Below are 20,792 nucleotides of genomic sequence, written 5' to 3'. Positions count from 1 at the left end.
ATTTTAAAGTACTCTTTATTTTTTAATCTCTGTATTGTTTTATCAGCTGTTCCTCTATTCTTGTCATTCTCTCCTCGATTCTATTTATTCCATCTGCCAATGTCTTTATATTTTCTATTCTGAATTTCTCTGCAAATAATCTTTCCTTTTCACATTCTCTCTTATCCAGCTTTTTTTATTCTGGAAAATTATTTCAAAAAATATACTGAAAATTCATTATTAATTAAATTAAAAAATTTGATAAAACAATTAAAAAGAAAATAACGTGTATATGTATAAAATCTTACTTAATTAGGAAAATAAATAATGATTGAATTGCTTAAAACTTCATGATATAATCAATAATCAAAATTATATTTATATTTAAATTGATTGGGAGGGATGCAGAATGTTTTCAGATATGTTTAAAAAGAAAAAAGTCGTTCAGAAAAAGCAATACCCAGAAGTATATGAGGAAAAAGAAATAGATATTCTTGAGGAATATATAATTGAAAGATATGGAAACTTTACAAATGTGTTTCATGAGATTGTATCTCCAGATATACATGTCGACATAGCAATAATTCCACCAAGAAAAGAAAGTGATTATTATACTTTAATAACAATGGGAATGGGTGCTCATAAAATGAATGTACCTAAAGAACTTTCCAAATATAATCTTGAAAGAGCAGAACTTATTATCAATCTTCCAAAAGACTGGAATCTTCAAAATACAGATGAGGAAATCTGGTACTGGCCTTTGAGATGGCTTAAAATATTGGCTCGTCTTCCTATTGAACAGAATACTTGGTTAGGATTTGGACATACAGTGCCATCTGGTGAACCTGTGGCTGAAGATGTTCTATTTAACTGTATGCTTCTGATTGATGATGACTCTAAGGTAACTGTAAGTAAAGATAAAGATATAAACTTTTATACAGTAGTACCTATATATGAAGAAGAAATGCAGTATAAGTTTAAAAATCAGGCAGAAGGACTGCTTGAGCTGTTTGAAAAAAGTGGAATTCCCTATCCTCCTGTAGTAGATAAAAAACGTAAAAATCTCTGTAAAGAGGATTAAATATAAAGTTTTTTAAATCCATGTAATTTTTAGAAAAAAATATTCTAACGTTCATGGGTTTTTATATTGAGTAAAATACAGATGTTTAAGACCACTAAACTTTAGTGGTTTTTTTTTATTACGTATAAAATTTAGTAATTTTTTGAAAATTTTATTTTAATATAAAAGCTCTAAAAAATTAAAAAAATCTTAAAATGAAACTTAATCCATCTACAATTGTATATAAAAAACATTTTATAAAATAAATTTTGTGTGGTATAATATTTTATATGAATAAATATCTTTAAACAACTTTAAATGTATTGAATATAAAAATAAATTTTAAAGAACTATATGATTTTTTATAGCAATAATTTAAGAAAAAATTTTAATAAGAGTAAGTAGAAAGAATACCTGAGTTAACTAGTAAATTTAAAAATATCCAGGGGAGGATTATATGAGAAAAAGAGAAGTAGAAAAATCTCTAAAGAGATCTCTTAAGAGGAAAATAAGCTATTCTCTTTCTTTTTTGGTATCTTTTTTGATATCAGGGGGAATAGTTTTTGGAGAAGAGCCTATTAAGGATCTACAGCAGAGCAAAATAGAAATATTAAATAAAATACAAATTGAAAAAAAAGAAATACAAAAAAAGCTGACTGAAAATCAGAAACTATTAAAAAACCTTTCAATCAATTCAAAATTATTGTTAAAAGAAGCTGATTTTTATGCAAAGCCCATTGAAACAGCTTATGCCTCATCTATTCTTGCTGATTATAAAAGAGTGCATAATGTAGGCAAGGATTGGAAGGGAAGTACTAGAACTAACACGCGTATGGACGGCATAAGAGAAAGATTCAATGAAGCTTTAAATAATGGAACAGCAGGTGAACAGGGAACTCTTCTCGGAGCAGTTCAGCATACTTATAACAGTCACTTAAATGGACATAAATCAAGTGGTTGGATAAATTTTGGTGAAGAATATAATAAAAATACCAATGTCTATGATTATGAATCTAGACTTTTTGTATTACCAGTAGTAAAATCCCCTGTAATAGAAGAAGCAAATGTTCCAAATGTTGCTTTTTCTGTACCAGCAGCACCAGTAGTTATTCCAGTAACATCACCTTCTATGACATCAATAAGTATTGGGAGTGTAACAGTAGCACCACCCACTGTGATACTTCCAAGTATAGTTTTACCAACTATGCCTGTACAGCCAGGTGATATAACAGTATCTGTAAATGAACCTAATATAAATATATCTATTGGAGCTATTAATGTTGCAGGACCTGGAGCATTGAATATACCGGGATTGGCTACACCCAGTATAGCCATTTCAGTAAATCCTTTGGTACCTCCTTCAATCATCCCTCCATCACCAAGTGTATCTTCTCCATCAGCTCCAAATGCACCAACATTTGATGCTTATGTAGCACCAGGAGGAACATGGCTGGGATATAAAGGAGTAAACTATTTTGATACAGATATCATCTATGCTCCAAGTGGAGCAGCAGGAGTCAGTACATGGGCACAGACACAGGCATATCTTGGAAGTGGAAAAATAAGAAGACAGACTGATACAAATGCTCCTTTGATAAATGGGGTAAATATAGAAGCAGGAGATACTAATCCGGGAACTTCAAGTACAGGAGACGGAAGAGGAAAAGTATATGCCTACAGAGATTCATCTGGAGGATATTCTGGATATAAAAATATAAAAAGTAATGAAAACTTTATAACAACAGCTATAAAATATACTGATGGAACACAGGTAATGAATGGACCAGCAAGTTATGTAGATTCTCCTAATGTTGCAGCAGGTACAATTTTTGAAGATGAGATAGATCAAAAAAACAGATGGGTAGTAACTAATACTGGAAGAGGACTTACTCCTCTGATATTAAAAGAGATAGATTTTAAAATCGGGGGAGCAGATGGTGCTCCTGGAACTATAATAGAGGTAGCAGGAGATGCAAAAAAAGTAACAGAATCTGGAGTTGTTCTTCTTAGAAATAATGGAGTAACAGTTTTTGATAATTCTTCAATAGAATTGATGGGACTTACAACATTAAGCAGTGAGCTTCAGCATTATTCAGCTTCTTATGCAACAGGTATAGAATTTAGAAATACAGATATAAGTATAACTGGAGATAAAAACACTCTATTTTCAGGACAGGCATATCCAGAATTTGAAGTTTCAGGAACATTGGACAAGAGAACTGCAAATGTAAAATGGGCTCTTCCTCAAACAGACAATGTACAGGGAAAAGCTGGAATCTTTGGAGTTATGAATATGTCTATAGAAACTTCTAAAAACGCATATTACTATATGAAACCATGGACTTCCAGCCGTTGGACAGGTTACAATACTGCGTCAACTCAAATGTCAGATGGGACTTATAAACCATTCAGTTCAGTTGCAAATCCAGAAGGATTGCTGGTATACTATCCTACACCGGGAAGATTCAGAGTAGAAAACAGTGATGGAGTCAAAAAAGGAGTTTTAAGCTTTAATGGAAGTGGAAATGTAGGACTGTGGCTGAATCATTATGTATCTGACAGAACAAAATATGCATATAATTCTGCAATGTCTCCTAATGAAGCTCCTCTTGTTGATTTGGGAACTGTATATATGAATGCAGATGAAAATGTTGGAATATATCTGGCAAAAAGTGAAAAAAGACCAGATAATAATGGAATTTTTCAAGGAAATCTTGTTTTAGATTATAAAGTGGGAGTTCATCTATACAGCAAACTTGAGTCTGATGGAAGTACAACTATTGGAAGTGCCCAGCTGGGAGCTGGAAATACAGATGGGGAAAACGATAAGAGCAGTGGAAATGTTGCACTGTATGTTGAGTCAGGACAGAGAAAAGAACTTACAATAGCTAATGGATATTTCCCAGCTACTACAAATTTAGAAACAAAAACAACAAATCCTTATGGAGGAGTCCCTTCAGGAACACAATTAGGATACACAGAATTAGTAAATGATCCTATTAAGGATTTGATGATCAGTGATTATAAAGTAGAATTTGGAGAATACTCTAAAAATAATATAGCAGTAGTTGCTAAAAATGGAAGTGTTGTTGCAATTAATCCTTCAACTAAAATAACTGATGGACAGGAAACAGAAAGCAACGACAGCAAAAGAGCAGAAGGAACAGTTATTGCCTATGCTGAGGGAGTATGGTTTAATCCAAGACCTGCTGTGATAAAACCTAATGATGGAACAATAATAACTTCTGGGGTAGTAACAGATGGAGCACCTGGACAGAAATATGTTCTTGGCTATAGTTCAGAAATTAATCTTATGCAGGATTTGGAAATGGGTGGAAAAAAATCTTATGCTGCCATTACAAATAAAGGCGGAAAGGTAAATACAAAAAATATAACAATACATGGTGCTGGCTCAACAGCAGCTTATGCAGATGGAACATATAAATGGGACAATGGAACAAATCCTATAGCTACTGCAGTACCAGGAGCTGCTACAATGGCAAAATCTGTAATAAAAGTAGATGGTGATATAATATTAGATCATGCAGATGGAGAAAATACAGGAGCTGCTGCAGTAAGCTATGATGGAGCAAACACAGGAGATGGAGCAGAAGTAACTGTTACAGGAAATTTAAAAGTAAATGGATTGGGTGCCTATGCAAGTGGAAGTACAAGCAAAGTAGAGATTCAAGGAAATAACAGTGTTATTAATACAGGAAGCAATGGAGCGTTAATAGCTCTTAATAAAGGTACAGTAAATTTCTATGGTGGAACTATCAATCATAATACTGATGGACAGCTTGCTTTTTATTCCTCAGCAGCAGCTGGAAACAGAGGGAATCTTGTATTTATGGGAGCAACTACAGTTAATATGTCAAAAGGAGTTGTATTCTATGGAGATTCTTCTGACTTTGCAGGAAGTACTGCAGGAACAACTTCATATAACGGAATGTCAAATGTCACTATTAATCTTACAGATAATGGTGTAAATCTTGGGGTATTTAAAGGAGTGACTACAGTATGGGATGGTGGTTCAGATTATCTTAATCACTCTACAAATGGTCTGAAGAATATACCACAGGTTGCTGCTATTATTGATAATGGATACTGGTATAACAGCAGTCTTGAAGGTGGAAATTTAAGTATAGAAACAAATGTCAATAGAGATTATACTTCTGCAACACCAGGACTGGGAAGTGTAGTAGATGGCTTTAATAATATAACAATGGAAAAAGAAAAAGTTACACTTGATAGTGGGTACACTGTATCATCATTAAATGGAAACGGACTGTATTTAGGATCAAATAATACAGCCACTCTTAACACTGATTCTGGATATACTATTAAGGGAACTGTTGATATAAGTAAAGGAACAAATGAAGCAATAGCTGTATATACAAGCTTTGGACATATCAATATAGAAAATGGCGGAAAGGTGACAGCAGGAAAAGGTGTTGCTGCCTATGGAGTCAATGGAAGTAAAATAGAGAATAAAGCTGGAGGAAAAATTGAAGTAACATCATCAGATTCTCTAAGTTCTGGTATAGGAATACTATCTCTTGCAACAAATATGAATGCCCCTGATTCATACGGAAAAAATACTGGTGAAGCTGGAGCATGGGGAGAGGTTGTCAACAAGGGAGATATAACTGTTGGAGGAACTCATGGAATTGGTATATATGTAGAAAATAATGAAACTACAGCAGCTAAAGCAGATATAAAAGTAACAAATGAAGGTACTATCAATCTTGGAGATGAAGGAAAAGGTATAGTTGTAAAAAATGGCAGTGGAGCAACAAATGGAGGAACTATAACTTTAAAAGATTCTACTGGAACTCCAGGAAATAAAGATATCTCTGTTGGAAAAAATGGTATAGGGGTATATACAGAAAACTCTGATATAACAATGGATGGAGACTATGGAATCTCTATAAAAGAGGGAGGGGTAGCTCTTCAACTAGATGGAAATACCAATATAACAACAACATCTGCTGGTGACAAGCTTACTGTAGAGTACAACGGAGCAGCTGGAACAGGAACTACTGCTATGGGAATGGCATTTAATGGAAATACTTCTACTGATATTTTTACAAATCAATTAAATATGGAAGTTGTAAACACTGGAAATGCTGAAACAGTGGCAGGAATCTATGGAACAGGTGATGGAAAAATAATAAATAATGCAGATATTACACTTAAATCAACAGGAGCCTACGGTATACTGAGTGATAAAATAGAAGTTGTAAATACTGGAAACATTTTAGTAGGAGACAGTGGAGCTGCTGTAAGTGGAGCAGTAGGAATTTATACAGCAGATGCTTCTGTTTCAACTGATGGAGATAAAGTAACTGTACAGGGAAATGGGGATACTTCTTCAAATACACATCCAATAGGAATATATGCCCAAAGCAGTGCAGCCTTAGCATCAAATAAAACTGTTGATATAAATCAAGGTCTTGGTGCCATGAGTATAAGTGGTAAAAATGGTATAGGTATATATATTGAAGATAATGCTGGAGGAAAAATAATTCTGGACAATGATTCTGATATTACCCTTTCTGATTCAGCAACTGAAAATGACAGAAAATTTGCAATGTTTTTATCAAATGCTAAAAATACAGCAAATGATACAAATGCTGTAATAACAGTAGGAGCAAATAATATTGGAATATACAGTAAGAATTCTATTCTTACTAATTCTGGAACTATTAATGCAGCTTATATAGGTACTGGAACAAGAAGTATTGGAGTTCATAATGCAACTGATAATGGAAATTTTGAATTCCAGAACAATGGAACAATTAATGTTACTGGAGCAGCAAATATTGGAATTTCTGCTGTAACTGCTGGAACAAATACAGGAGCTATAAGACTTGGAAGCGGAACAATTAATGTAACTGCCACAAGTTTTGCCAATGGAGATATACCTATTGGAGTTTATGCTAAAGGAAATAATATTACAATATCTTCAACAACAGGAAATATTACAGTAGGTGCTAATGGAATTGGTACATATTTAGAAGGAAATACTTCTTCAAGTACTGTTGGAAATATTACTTTTAATATTGCATCAAATACTAATGGCAAAGTAGGAATAGGGGCTTACTACAAAGAGGGAGCTTTTGCAGATACTGGAATAATAACTGTCAACAGTACATCAACAGCTTTAGACGGAGCAGGAGATCCAGTGAGGCCAATAGGAGTTTTCTATGGAGAAAATTCTGTTAAAAATGTAGCAGACATAGTATTGGCTCCTGGAAGTGATGAAGCTATAGGAATGTATGGAACAAATCTGGCTTCTTTCAATAACAGTGGAGATATAACTCTGAATGCTAAAGGAATAGGAGCATATTTTGTAAATTCAAATGTGACTAATACTGGAGATATAGATATTAATGCTGCTGGAGGATATGGAGCTTACTTTAAAGGGGGAGTATCAAATTCTTCTGGAACAGTGACAGCAGCAGGAAATAATTCTGTAGCAATGATTGTCAGCGGTACAGGAGGAAAAGTTACTAATACAGGAATTATCCTAGCTCAAGGAACATCTTCTATAGGAGTTTATGCAGAAAATGGAGGGGAGTTTATCAACTCTGGAACTCTTAATTCAACAGCAGCAGGTTCCAGCATAGGAGGTTTTGCTAAACAGGGAACTTTAACTAATACTGGAAACATTACCTCTGAATATATGGGACTTTATGGAAAAGATGCTTCAACAATTAATCATTCAGGGACAATGACTATCAGCAGCGGAATAGGAATACTAGTAGATGGAAACAGTTCAACAGCCAATCTGACTGGAGGAACTATAACAGATACAGGAACTAATATGACTGCTGTTGTTGGAAAAAATACTGGAAAAGTAAATCTTAATGGAACAAATATAGTTATGAGTAATAACTCTGTGGGAATGATTTTAGATGGAGGAAGTTCTGTTTTTACTTCTGGAAATATAACAGTAGGAAACAGCGGAACAGGAATCTATGCTGAAAACAGTTCAATAGATATTTCAGGATATTCAGGAAGTATATCTATGGGTTCTAAAGGAATAGCTGTCTATGCAGATGATTCAACTCTTACTTCTGGAAGCTTCAACACAGTATATTCAAGCGGGGCTGGAGATAAGGGAGTAGGTATCTACTATAAGGGAACTTCTCCAATAACTAATGCAGCAGAAGTAGTTCACACTGGAAATCATCTTGTAAGCATTTATGCTGATGGGGTAAATATAACAAATACTGGAAATCAAACAATACAAAATGATGGTATAGGAATCTATGCAAATAATACTTCATCTCTAAATAATACAGGAACTCTTAATTTAATAGGACAGGATACAGTAGGAATATATATAGATGGAACATCTGTAGTTACAGGATTGGGAACTATCACTGGAACTCCTGTAGCAGCAGGAAATAAAATTGGAGTTTATGTAAAAAATGGAGATATAATTGGAAGCAGTACATATAATTTTGGAATAGATAAAGGAATAGGAATATATCTTTCTAACAGCACAATAAGTTATACAGGAACTCTTAATCTCACTGGAGAAGACAGAGCAATAGGAATCTATGCAGAACCAGCTGTAACAGGAAATATTGGTACAGATATAAATGTTACTGGAAAAGATTCAATAGGGCTTTATCTTGGAAGCACTGGAATGACTGGAGCAAATATAACTTATACAGGAGATTTAAATATAACTGCTGCAAGTACATCTGCTAGAGGAATAGGAGCATATATTGATTCTGGAACATCTTTTACTCTTGGTACTGGAGGAAGTGTAAATATAGGAGGAACAGATAATATAGGATTCTATGTAAATAATGGTGGAATCCTAAATCTTACAGGAGGAACTGTAACAAATACTGTAGATGGAATATTTGCATATATTGATAATGGAGTTCTTACTTTCAATACTGGTTCTACATTGAATATAAACTATACAAATGTTATAGTTTCAGGAGCTTTGGGAACGATAACTAATAATACATCAATAAATGTAGGAAGCAGTGGATTACAGGGAGATAATGGAGCAGCTATTCTCAATTCAGCAGCTGGAATTATCAATGGAACAGCATTAAACGGAAAAGCCATGGTAGGAACAGGAATTGGAACTACCCTTACTAACAATGGAGTTATTAATCTTACAGGAGATAAATCTATAGGAATATATGCAGAGGATTTTGCTGTAGGAACTTCAACAGGGCATATATCAGTAGGAGATAAGTCAGCAGCATATTATGCTGGAGCTGATGGAATATTGAATATCAGCGGAACAGCAAACATAGGAGAAGAATCTACTTTACTCTATGCAGCTGGAGGAAATATTAATTATACTGGCTCTGATATAGTTATAGGGAATAAAAATATAGCTCTTACACTTTCTGGAACTTCATTAGTAGACTTTAATGGGAAAAATGTTACAGTTGGAAATGAGGGAACAGGAATATTTATAACTGGTACAGGAGATTTTTCTGGAGTTTCTAATTTAGGGGATATCACAGTTGGCAGCAAAGGAACTGCTGTATATCTTGATAATCCAGCAGCTTTTATTTCTGGAAACAATATAAATCTTATGGGTAGCGAATCTGTAGGAATATTTACTACAAAAAATGGAAATATAAATTATTCTGGAAATATAGTGTCAGCAGTATTAAAAGCTAAAGGAATAATAAATACTGGGACAGGAAATACTGTAAATACAGGTAACATAAATCTTACTGGAGATGCAAGTATAGGAATCTATGGAGAGAATGGAACTTCTATTACAAATGCAGCAGGAAGCGTAATTGAAGTAGGAAAAGGAACATACACTGGAAGCATATTTGATTCAGCAGTGGGAATTTATGGAAAAAATGCTGGTTCCATACTAAATAATGGAACAGTAAAAATAGATAGAGATGCTGTAGGAATTTATGGAGAAAATACACTTATTACAAATACTGGAAGTATTTTGAATGCAGGTGGAAAGAATACAGGTATTTATGGAATTGGACAAAGTGTTGTAAATACTGGAAATATTGTTTTAGGAGATACTTCTAATGGTATATTTGTAAAAAATGGAAGTACTGTTGCAAACACTGGAAATATAAGCGTAGGAGACAGTCATTCAGCAGGAATATATGGAACAGGAAATACATCAGTACAGCACAATGGAGGTACTATTACAGTTGGAAAATCTTCTGCTGGAATAGCTACTGAAAATGGAAATATAGATGTAATGGCTGGAGCTGGAATAAATGCAGGAATAGAATCTACATATATTTATTCTGCTTATGGAACTGGAACAAGTGCTGCAACTCTTGCATTGAGTGATTACAGCATAGGAATGTATACAAAGGCAGGTTCTATGACAAATACTGGAACTATAACAGCAGGTAAATCTACTGTAGGAGCAGGTGTCGTAAAAGTATCTGTAGGTATGGCTGCAGAATCTGGTAACTTAGCTAATGGAGGAACAATAGATGTTCCATTTGATCACGGTGTTGGAATGGTAGCCAATGATGGAGGTACTGCATTAAATACTGGAACAATCAATGTTGGAGGAAACTTTGCATATGGAATGCAGGCAACTAAAAACTCTACTCTTATAAATAATGGAACTATTAATGTTAATGGAAGCAGTTCAAGAGGTATGGCGGCTACTAATAATTCTACAGTAATAAATAATGGAAATATTCAGGTAAATGGTTCAGGAAATGAAGGTATTTATGTAGATTATGGAGCAACTGTCAGAAATAATGGAACTATACATATAAATAATGCTACTGGAACAGGTATCTATCTGGGAGATGCAGGAGTAATGCTTAATGAGGGAAGTATTACTATTGCAGTTCCGGGAACATCTAAAGTTATTCAAGGTGGGGGAACTTTAGCCAATATAGGAGATATAACAATAGATGGTCCAACTGCTTCAATAGATGGAATAACTATTACAAATACTGGAACAATAAAAGTAAATGGAGCCCTTGATTTAGGAACTGTAACATTGGGAGGAACTAATGGTAATATTGGAACAATAGATGCTGACTCATTTAATGCAGGACAGTTTATAGTTTTACCTAATGTAACTCAAGGAACTAATCATAATATGTATACTATTCAGTACTTAAAAGGAATAACAAATATCCCGAATAATGGTTCATTGACTGCTATATCACATTCAGTTTCTTTCCTTGCTGATTTGCAGAAAGATGATACTGATCCTGATTTAGTAAGAATAGTTATGGTAAAAATACCATATAAGAAGCTTCTTTCAGGAACAGAAGCAATAGAATTTGGAAATGGACTTGATGAACTTTATACTGGAGCTGTAAATAAAGAACTTAAAATGTTTGATGCTTTGGATCTGATTTCAAATAAAGATGAGCTTGGAGCTACATTCGATATGGAACTTAGAGGAAATGTCTATGCTAATATTCAGCAAAGAATTTTAGATATCAATGAAGTATTTGATATTTCATATGAAAACTTAAAGAATAATAAACTTTATGCAAGAGAATCAGTAAAAATAGGAGCTATTGTAAAAAATGGAGAATCTAAAAATAAAAATGCTGGTGTAGAAGATTATGATTCTAAATCTCTTGGAGTTATGGTATTAAAAGAGCAAGATCATATGAAATATGGAAGATCATCTAACTGGAGTTTAGGATTTACACAAACTAAATTTGACTTTGATTATGGTTCAGATGAAACAGTATATTCTATTAATCTAGGTGCAGGTTTTGAAGAATTTATAGATGAAAGTAAAAATCTTAAATACCTTACTAGAGGTGAAATAGGAATCAACCACCATGAAACAGACAGAAAAATTCGTTTGAGTAATGGTACATATAAAAATACAGGAAAATATTGGTCTGGAACAGCAGAATGGAAAAACAAAATCAGATATGACATACCTATAAACAGCGAAAAAATAGATATTGGAGTATTTGGAACATTTAATTTAGGATATGGAAAATATGAGAATTTTAAAGAAAGCGGAGATGGAATTGAGCTTGAAATTAAATCTAGAGATATGTATATAGTTCGACCAGGAGTAGGAACAGACATTGCACTGAAGCAATATACAAAATCTGGAAAAATCAGTTTGATAGGAAAAGCAACAGCAGAATATGAACTTGGAAAAGTATATGATGGAGCTAATAAAGCAAAAATCAAAAATACATCAGCAGGTTATTATAGTCTTGAAGAACCAAAAGAAGTAAAAGAAATCATCAAGATAGGAGCTGAGCTTAAATATGAAACTAAAGAGGGGCATAGTATCGGATTTGAAGTAACAAGACAGAGTGGAAGTGTAGACGCTACAAGATATGGAATAAATATGCTGTATAGATTTTAATAGTTTTTAAAATCTAAAGGTAAAGCTGATATCAATACACATCATCTGAAGATAAAGAGGCTGCAGGAAGTTACTAATTTGAGTGATTTCTGCAGTCTCTTTTCTCTTTTGATTATTTTATAGGCTTCCAGTATTTTATCTTTCTACAGTTATAATTTTTAGTTTTAATATATCAATTTTTTAAAATTTTCTTTTGTAATCTTCTAAAAATTATAATATGAAGACCCTTTCATCTCAATTAATGGACTCCTTTAAAAAATTTATATTATAAAAAAGGCTATAAACAAATGAAATTTGTTTATAGCCTGATCTGTATATTTTAAAAATTATAAATTTAATCTTTTAAATCCTGTAAATATTGTATATTTATATCAGCTTTTTTCGCATACTCTCTCACTACATCATTATAATCTCTATTTTTACCTTGAGAATTATTGATTTTATTTCTATATTTTACAAAATCTTCTTCTAATTTAGCTCTATTTTTTTCATTGATTTCATTTTCCATCAGTCTATCCAGTCTTATAGACAATTTTGTATATTCATTTTTTACATTTTTTTCTTTTCCACCACTAAAAAAACTTAAACTGCTGCATCCTGTCATCATTAAAACTGTAATTATTATAAGTACTTTTTTCATTTCAGCTCCTTCATTCATAAGCTGGCGATCCCGATGTGGTTTGAACACACAACCTATTCCTTAGGAGGGAATTGCTCTATCCAATTGAGCTACGGGATCACACAGTCAATATTATACACTAAAATTTATATTTTGAAAAGAGTTTTTTAACATTCTACAATATGGTATTTTTAATAAGATGAAGAAGATGTTTTTGTCCAATTCCTCCTACACTGCCAATCTTATAAAGATAATCCATTACCTTATCTCCATTCTTCTGATCCATATTAGAGTATTTATAATAGGATATTGCTTCTCTAATGATATGAGCATCACTGCCGAAAGTTGCAGTAAGACCATATTTTTCCCGTAATTCAGCAGCTTCCAGATTTCTGATCAGAGAAAGAGCATGATTATGAGTTTCCAGAGAATCTACTAATTTTATGATATTATAGATATATGGTTTATTATTTATAAAATTCTTTTGGACAATTCCACATATATGAGGAATTGACTTATGGCATTCCCATCCTTGTAGTGCATCCATATATTCATAAATATTTCTATGGGTTTTTGCCATTCTTTTTACATTTTTATATTGCTCTACTTCTTTTACATAAAATTCTTCTAAATCAGACATTTTCCTGAAATAGACTAAAAGCTCAAAGCCATCCTCACAACCTAATTCCATTCCAGGAACCACATTTATTCCTTTTTCATAGAGCTCTACTGCTCCTCTTATTTCATTATGGTCTGTAACTGACAATAAATATCTTTTATTTTTTACAAAATTTTTTAAAAAATCCGGTTTTATAAAACTGTCTGAAGCTGTTGTATGTATATGAAGATCATAATAAAAATCTCCTGCAAATCTACTGTCACTATCTATAAAGGGAAAAAAGAAAGGAGACAGTTTTTGAAATTCTACCATTATTCTCACCTCTTTTTATAAAATAAAAAGAATTCATGTTTTTAAAGTGTTTAAATGCTGGTTATATAAGTTCTAATAATCTGCTGACACTTAAAAATACATTATAATTATAAAATATTCAGTAATACTCTTATTTCTGAATATTATCATTTATCCTCATAATAAATTCTTTATAATAATAATATATCACTAATCTAAAATATTGTCAAAATGTTGTAGTATGTTAAGTTTACATTTAATAATCTCTGCCTTATAATTTTCTAGAAATTCCTATATTAACCATAATTTCTGAAGTATTTTAATTATAATAGCACCAGTATCTTTTTTCTAATCTTTATTTTGTTAATAACTGTATTTTTTATAAGTTTCTTTAATTTCTCTATAATCTGTCACTATTTTTCTTAATACTCCAATCTCAAAATAACAATAATCACAAACTTCTATTTTATAATAAAAGCTTGTGATTATCTATCAATCCTATAAGTATATAATCTTTATTATTTAATCAGCTAAATATTGTTCATCAGTAACTTTTTCAAGCCATTCTACATTCTTTCCATCTTTTACTCCAGTAATAGTCAGATGTGTCATCTCTCCATCAGGAGATGCTCCATGCCAGTGTTTTACTCCTGTTGGACACCAGATAATATCTCCTGCTTTAGCTTCTGTTTTTTTTCCATTCCATTCTTGTGTCCAAGCTTTACCCGAAACAACAATCAATGTTTGTCCGGCTGGGTGTGTATGCCATGCTGATCTTGCTCTAGGAGCAAAAGTAACATATGCAGTTCCATAATTAGTGGTATCATTTGTATCTGTCATTGCTTTTACTTGCACATCTCCTGTAAAGAATTCTTCTGGTCCTTTATATACAGCCTGTTTGTCTTTAAATGTTACTGTTTGATTCTCACTTCCATATGCAATTCCAAAACTTGCTAAACAGCATAATCCCAATAATAATTTTTTCATAATATTTTCCTCCTGCTTTTTTATTATTTTTTCTGAAATTTAAAATTAATTTACCTTATTTTTTATCTGCTTTTTAATACACTATCAAATATTTCTCTGGCATTTTTTCCTTGATTTTTTCCTATTTTTTTATCAAAAACATCTATTATTCCATTAATCTGTTCTTTTGTAAGTCCTGCATTCATTCCAAGATTAAAGTGTGCTGCAAGCTGTGGATTTACTCCTGTCATATTCCCAAGAGCAGCTATTGTTACTATCTCTCTTGTTTTAAAGTCTATAACATCTCTTCCAAATAAGTCACCAAACAAATGCCCTTTTAAAAATTCATCTACTGCTGGAGCAAAGTCATACATTCCTCCCTGTACTGGTGCTCCTGCTAATTTTGTTTGAACTTCAGTTCCAAATTCAATACTATTTCGATCACTAGGAATAGGAGTAATATCTCTCCCTACTTCATCTTTTATCCCTTTTTCTTCTCTTTCAGAAAGTACATTCATAAAAACTCCTATTCCATTTAAACTACGAGGAAATCCACAGTAAGCATATGTATGGACTAAAATTTCTTTTATTTCATTTACAGTAAGTCCTGCATCTAATCCATCATTCAATGAAATTTTCAGATTTTCTAAATCCCCACTGGCTGTAAAAGCAGATATTCTAACTACTTCCTGTTCCTTTTGAGTCAATCCTTTTGTCTCTGCTCCAATAGCAGATGTAAAACCAAATATTGATATTAACAACATAATAAATCTTCTTTTCATAATATTCACCTCACTATTTATTCATTCTTTCAATTTTTACAGACAGAGCTTTATCAAGCTCTTTTAATTCTTCCATTCCGCTTTCTATTTTTCCTAATAATATAAGTCCTTTAGAATATCCAAAATCTTTATAAAAAAATGCTAGATTTCCCCATGGAGAATAATAAGTTAAATCACCAGTATGAGGAGTACAACTGTCTGGTGCCTGACTTACATCTAACTTCTCAGGAAGATAGCTTATTTTTTCTGTATTGCTGTAATCTTCAAATCTCAGTGTTAAAGGCAGCTGTTTTAATAAACTTTCTGCTGCTCTATTATCTTCTAAAGCTACTATTATTTCCTTATCATTGAAAGAAAATTTTATTTTTCTCTCTGAACTGTAAGCTTTTATTGAGAAAAGTATTATCAATCCTGTCAATATAATTTTTAAGCTCATAATTTTCTCCTTTCTGGCTTTTTGTCTGAATAGTCCATATTTTTTCTTTATAATTTATTATATTCCTCATCAGTAACTGGTTCACACCATTCATTTGAACAATTTTCTCCTGGTACCTCTATAGCTATATGGCTGAACCATGAATCTGCTTTTGCACCATGCCAGTGTTTCATCTCTGGAGAAATAACAATTACCATTCCAGGTTTAAGGCTTACTGCCTCTTTTCCTTCTTCCTGATACCAACCCTCACCAGCTGTACAGATTAAAATCTGTCCTCCTCCTTTGTCAGCATGATGAATATGCCAGTTATTGCGGCATCTTGGTTCAAAAGTTACATTTGCAAGAAATACTGAAGAGGCTCCTGGCTCCATAAGAAAATTTAAAAATGAATTTCCTATAAAATATTCTGCATAAGCATCATTAGGCTTTCCTGTTCCAAAGATATTTATTTTTTCAAAATCTTCTTTTTTCATTATTTTCATATTATTTCACTCTCCTGATTTTTATTCTCAATAAACAGCTTTTAAAATATTCAATATTTCTTCTGAAGATAGTTTTTTATGGCCACATTCTCTCAAAGTTAAAGGCAGTCCTAATTCCTTAATAAAACCAGAAAGCTTTTCAGTTCTCCATCTAAATTATCAAGAGCTTTTTTTCCAAAATAAATTTTAGCAGGGTTGTAGTAATAAAAATCTAATTTCATTTTAAATTCCTCCTTCTATATTTTTACGAATCTCATATCTAATGTAATCTAAATTCCCCAGTTGTTTTTCATATGTATGGATTTTATCCAATAATTGATTTCTTTTATCATTAAGCAGCTTCATTTTTTTTGCATCTGCTCTTCCATCTTTAAATTCTATCTTCATATAATTTTCAATCTCTTTTGCATTAAAGCCACTGTCTCTCAATATCATAATTAATTTTAATTTCTCCAGCTCTGAATTATTCTTACCATTTTTTTCTATTCTGGAAAAACCCCAATTTTTATATTCTTGAATAATCTCATCAGTTATATTATAATATTTTTTTATTTCATCAAATGTCATTATGCTCACTTCCTAACTGTTCTTAAAATAAAAAATGCAGCTACTCTATTAAGTAACTACATTTTAAACCTATTATTTAATTATGTCTAATACTTAGATTGTATCATTAAAAATGCTTGAAACGTATTTTTTAACATGTTCAATAAATGCTGAAGCAATTGGAGAAGAAGCTTGATTCTTCTTCCATACCAATACTGTAGTTGATTCCAATTTGGGAGAAAGAGGAACAAAAGAAAGTTCATTATATTTACAATCCAGTTTCAAAGTAATAACAGCCCCCATTCTATTTTTTACCATAGCTGCCATGTTATACAGAAGATTTCCACTGGCAACAACTTCAATCTGCTCTGAATATATTCCAAACCAGTTTTTTAATTCCTTTTGTAAAGTTTCACGTTTAGTCATAATCAATGGTATATTGATTAAATCTTTAGAAGTTACACTTTTTTTTCCAGCAAGTTCTGAATTTTCACTTACAAGTATTCCCCACTCCTCTTTTATAGGAAATCTTATAAATTCATATCTACTGGTATCAACAGGTTCTACCAGCAGCCCCATATCAAGAATTCCTCTTTCAATTCTTTCTTTGATATTGTCTGAGTTTCCACTATAAATTTCATAATATACCTGAGGATGTTTCTTATAAAAAGAAGCAAGCAGCATAGATAAAAACTGTGAACTTTGCAGCTCCCCACTGCCAATTACAAGCTCTCCAATAAGATTTTCATCCTTTTGAAAGAATTCTCGTTCTGTTTTATCAGCAAGAGAAACAATTTCCTCAGCTCTCCGTTTCAACAGCATTCCATCACCAGTTAAAATTATGCGATGTTTGCTTCTATGGAAAAGCTTTACTCCAAGTTCTTCTTCAAGCTGCATCAGTTGCCTGGAAAGAGTAGGTTGTGTAATATACAAAAGAGCTGCTGCTCTAGTAATATTTTCTTCTCTTGCTACCATTAAAAAATATTTTAATACTCTTATCTCCATTTATTTCATCCCTTTCTGACATCTTTTATTTGCCTGTTAATTATACACAACTTTTATTTCCTATCTAAATCTTCTATTTTATTTTTAAAATTATAATTTATATTAAAAATTAATTAATTATTAAAAAAGCATTCATTGAGAATTTTATCATTCTTTTAATGAATGTTTTTATAATATAGGAGCAAGCAGACGACATATTGATTCTTTAAATTTGATATAATATCCCCTATTGCTATACTCACTTCTTAATATTTTATTGCTGGTTTTCATATCTCTGTAGAATATTTCTCTAAATTCCTCTGCTACATCTTTTTCATATATGTTTATATTTATTTCAAAATTCTGATAAAAACTTCTATTATCAAAATTTGCAGTTCCTACACTCACTATTTCACTGTCAGCCATAACCATTTTACTGTGAAGAAAACCTTTATTATATTTATATACCTTTACCCCTAAATCCAAAAGCTCTCCTACAAAATACTGATTTACCCAATAGATAAAAAAATGATCTGGTTTATCTGGTATCATTATTTTTATATGGACTCCTGACATGGCTGCTATCTTCAATGCTTCTAAAACTGCATCATCAGGAACAAAATATGGAGTCTGTATATAGATGTAATTTTTGGCTTCCATTATTATTTTTAAGAATGTATCCCTCATAGTTCTAAATTGATAATTTGGTCCACTGCTGACTACTTGAGCATATCCAGAATATTTTCCTCTATCTTTTATTACTTCCTGTATAGCTTCTCTTTCATATTGATATTTCTTTTCTTCATATCCTATATGTTCTTTCTTCACTATCTCCCATGAAAAGAAAAATTCTTTTTCAAGTTCAAGTGCCACCTCTCCAAAAGCTCTTACAGCTGTATCTCTCCAATAGCCTAATTTGCCTTTACCTAGATATTCATCTCCTATATTGAATCCACCTATATATCCCAATTTACTGTCAACAATACATAATTTTCTATGATCTCTGTAGTTTGCCCTTAAATTAGCTATTTTTAAAAATGGAAAGTGTGAAGGAAAAAATATTTCTACATCTATCTTGTTTTCTTTCATTTTTCTGATCATTTTTCGACTGGTACCACCAGCTTCATCTACTATTATTTTTATATCTATTCCTTCTTTTGCCTTTTGAATGAGAATATCAACTATAGATTTCCCTATTTCATCATATTTGAATATATAGTATTCCATATATATAGTTTTTTCTGCTTTTTTCAAATCATTTATCATGCTTTTAAAAAATTGATTTCCCTCAGTAAATATTTTCATTGAATTAAGAGTAGTCAATTTATTTTTTGAAGATACTTCAAGATAGGAAATTAATTGTTTCCATCTTAACAAATCAGCCCTTTCTGAAGATTTAATAAGTTTTTTGCTGTGGATAAATTTCCATTTATAAAATTGATTTACCACTCTTTTCTTTTGAAAACTAAGCCCAAAAAATAAATAAGCTATAAATCCTAAATACGGAGCAAGTACAAGTATTGTTATCCAAAAAAGTGTATATACAGGTTTTTTCCGTTCAATCAAAATAATGATAATAATAAACATCATATTTATGATTGCTATATAATCTTTAAAAAAAGTAATAATCAAATTCATTCAACCACCTCTATACATAAAATAATAGCATTTTTTTTAATATTTTTCTAATTAATAATTCAAGTTTTACTTTACTATTTCCTTTTTTTTATCGAATTTTTTATAGTTTTTGAATTAAGTGTTTTTTTCTTGACTTTTTGAAATTTTTTTGTTGTTAAATTAGTCAATTTAAGTTATACTAATAGTGATAGAACAACTAACTAACAAGGTAGGTGATACCATGAAAAACTTTTTTGATAAGTTTGAAAAAGATCAAAAATTGAATCTTTTTACTGGGGATTTTCTAAGTAAAATCACTGGTTACCCAACAAGACTTGAAATAGCCGAATCTGTTCTGTCTGATATCAAACAGTCAGCTAAAGGCTATATTAGAAATATAAATTCTTTAGCTGAAACATCTCAAACTTATCTTGATGCAGTAATAAATTCAAAAAAGGGATTAATAAAGCACATCAGAGAAATTTTTGATTTAAAACATCATAAGAATGTTGAAATATATAGTGATATCTTTAATTCAGGATACTTTGAAGCTATATTTACCATGAATTATGATGTAATGATTGAGTGTTTATTTACTAATCTTATATCTGTATCAACACCTTTAAAACCATTAAAATCAACTGAAGGAAAAATAAGATTTTATAAAATTATGGGTACTATCTATAATTCTGAAGATCTTTTTTTGACGAGTCAAGACATCAGAAAGTTAAAAAGACTTGAGTTTTATAAAGATTTTTTCAATGATTTGAGCTTAGAGCTTTCAAGCAGACCTACTCTTTTTTTAGGAGTTGATCTTAAAGATCCAGATTTTTTAAATATGCTTGATTATCTTCTATCAATGATAAAAAATAATGAACAACCTGTATATGTAGTAACATCAACTTCTATAATAGATCCTAAAGTTACTGACTTTATAAATAAATACAATATAAAGCTTACAACATTAAGCGAAAAAGAACTTCTTGCTAATCTTCATACTGTAATTGATACTGATGGAGATGATGTTTTAAAAAAAAAGTTAGTAAGGTAATATCTTTAGAAGAACA

The 20,792-nt window shown here is 31.6% G+C and carries 12 protein-coding genes and 1 tRNA gene; 3 read left to right on the top strand and 10 right to left on the bottom strand.

The genetic code is table 11. The features are described from left to right. The first annotated feature begins 388 nt into the window (after window positions 1–388). Window positions 389–1,060 (top strand): suppressor of fused domain protein, encoded by a 672-nt coding sequence (locus E6771_RS05775; protein WP_316090230.1) that lies wholly within the window; start codon window positions 389–391, stop codon window positions 1,058–1,060. Between the two features lie 436 nt (window positions 1,061–1,496). Further along, window positions 1,497–12,383 carry an autotransporter-associated N-terminal domain-containing protein gene (locus E6771_RS05770; protein WP_316090229.1) on the top strand — a complete coding sequence of 3,629 codons (10,887 nt, stop codon included), beginning with the start codon at window positions 1,497–1,499 and terminating at the stop codon, window positions 12,381–12,383. Between the two features lie 334 nt (window positions 12,384–12,717). Here E6771_RS05770 and E6771_RS05765 read toward each other — a convergent pair whose 3' ends face one another. From E6771_RS05765 to cls, 10 genes are all read right to left on the bottom strand, one after another. After that, a complete protein-coding gene (locus E6771_RS05765; RefSeq protein WP_316090228.1) occupies window positions 12,718–13,023 on the bottom strand; it encodes a hypothetical protein in 306 nt (101 codons plus the stop codon). 22 nt (window positions 13,024–13,045) lie between these two features. Continuing rightward, a tRNA-Arg gene (locus E6771_RS05760) sits at window positions 13,046–13,122 on the bottom strand. Between the two features lie 55 nt (window positions 13,123–13,177). Then, a complete protein-coding gene (locus tag E6771_RS05755; protein WP_316090227.1) occupies window positions 13,178–13,933 on the bottom strand; it encodes a PHP domain-containing protein in 756 nt (251 codons plus the stop codon). Window positions 13,934–14,434: 501 nt separating this feature from the next. Then, entirely contained in the window at window positions 14,435–14,899 is a 465-nt protein-coding gene (locus E6771_RS05750) for a cupin domain-containing protein (RefSeq protein ID WP_316090226.1), read from the bottom strand. Between the two features lie 62 nt (window positions 14,900–14,961). Further along, entirely contained in the window at window positions 14,962–15,660 is a 699-nt protein-coding gene (locus E6771_RS05745; protein ID WP_316090225.1) for a carboxymuconolactone decarboxylase family protein, read from the bottom strand. 13 nt (window positions 15,661–15,673) lie between these two features. After that, window positions 15,674–16,096 carry a cyclophilin-like fold protein gene (locus E6771_RS05740; RefSeq protein ID WP_316090224.1) on the bottom strand — a complete coding sequence of 141 codons (423 nt, stop codon included), beginning with the start codon at window positions 16,094–16,096 and terminating at the stop codon, window positions 15,674–15,676. A 47-nt stretch (window positions 16,097–16,143) separates the two neighbouring features. After that, window positions 16,144–16,569: a cupin domain-containing protein gene (locus E6771_RS05735; RefSeq protein WP_316090223.1), complete on the bottom strand. Its 426-nt coding sequence runs from the start codon at window positions 16,567–16,569 to the stop codon at window positions 16,144–16,146. Between the two features lie 231 nt (window positions 16,570–16,800). After that, window positions 16,801–17,145 (bottom strand): MerR family transcriptional regulator, encoded by a 345-nt coding sequence (locus tag E6771_RS05730; RefSeq protein ID WP_316090222.1) that lies wholly within the window; start codon window positions 17,143–17,145, stop codon window positions 16,801–16,803. A 93-nt stretch (window positions 17,146–17,238) separates the two neighbouring features. After that, a complete protein-coding gene (locus tag E6771_RS05725; protein WP_316090220.1) occupies window positions 17,239–18,129 on the bottom strand; it encodes a LysR family transcriptional regulator in 891 nt (296 codons plus the stop codon). Between the two features lie 168 nt (window positions 18,130–18,297). Beyond that, the gene (gene cls, locus E6771_RS05720) at window positions 18,298–19,746 is read right to left on the bottom strand and encodes a cardiolipin synthase (RefSeq protein ID WP_316090218.1); all 1,449 of its coding nucleotides are present in this window, start codon (window positions 19,744–19,746) and stop codon (window positions 18,298–18,300) included. Window positions 19,747–19,966: 220 nt separating this feature from the next. Here cls and E6771_RS05715 point away from each other — a divergent pair, with 220 nt between their 5' ends. Continuing rightward, window positions 19,967–20,776 carry an SIR2 family protein gene (locus tag E6771_RS05715; protein WP_316090217.1) on the top strand — a complete coding sequence of 270 codons (810 nt, stop codon included), beginning with the start codon at window positions 19,967–19,969 and terminating at the stop codon, window positions 20,774–20,776. Window positions 20,777–20,792 lie beyond the last annotated feature (16 nt).

This window comes from Fusobacterium sp., assembly GCF_032477075.1.
In the GTDB taxonomy this organism is placed as follows: Bacteria; Fusobacteriota; Fusobacteriia; order Fusobacteriales; family Fusobacteriaceae; genus Fusobacterium_A.
The sequence above is the reverse complement of the archived record's forward strand: the minus strand, read 5'-3'. Positions and strand labels throughout refer to the sequence as shown.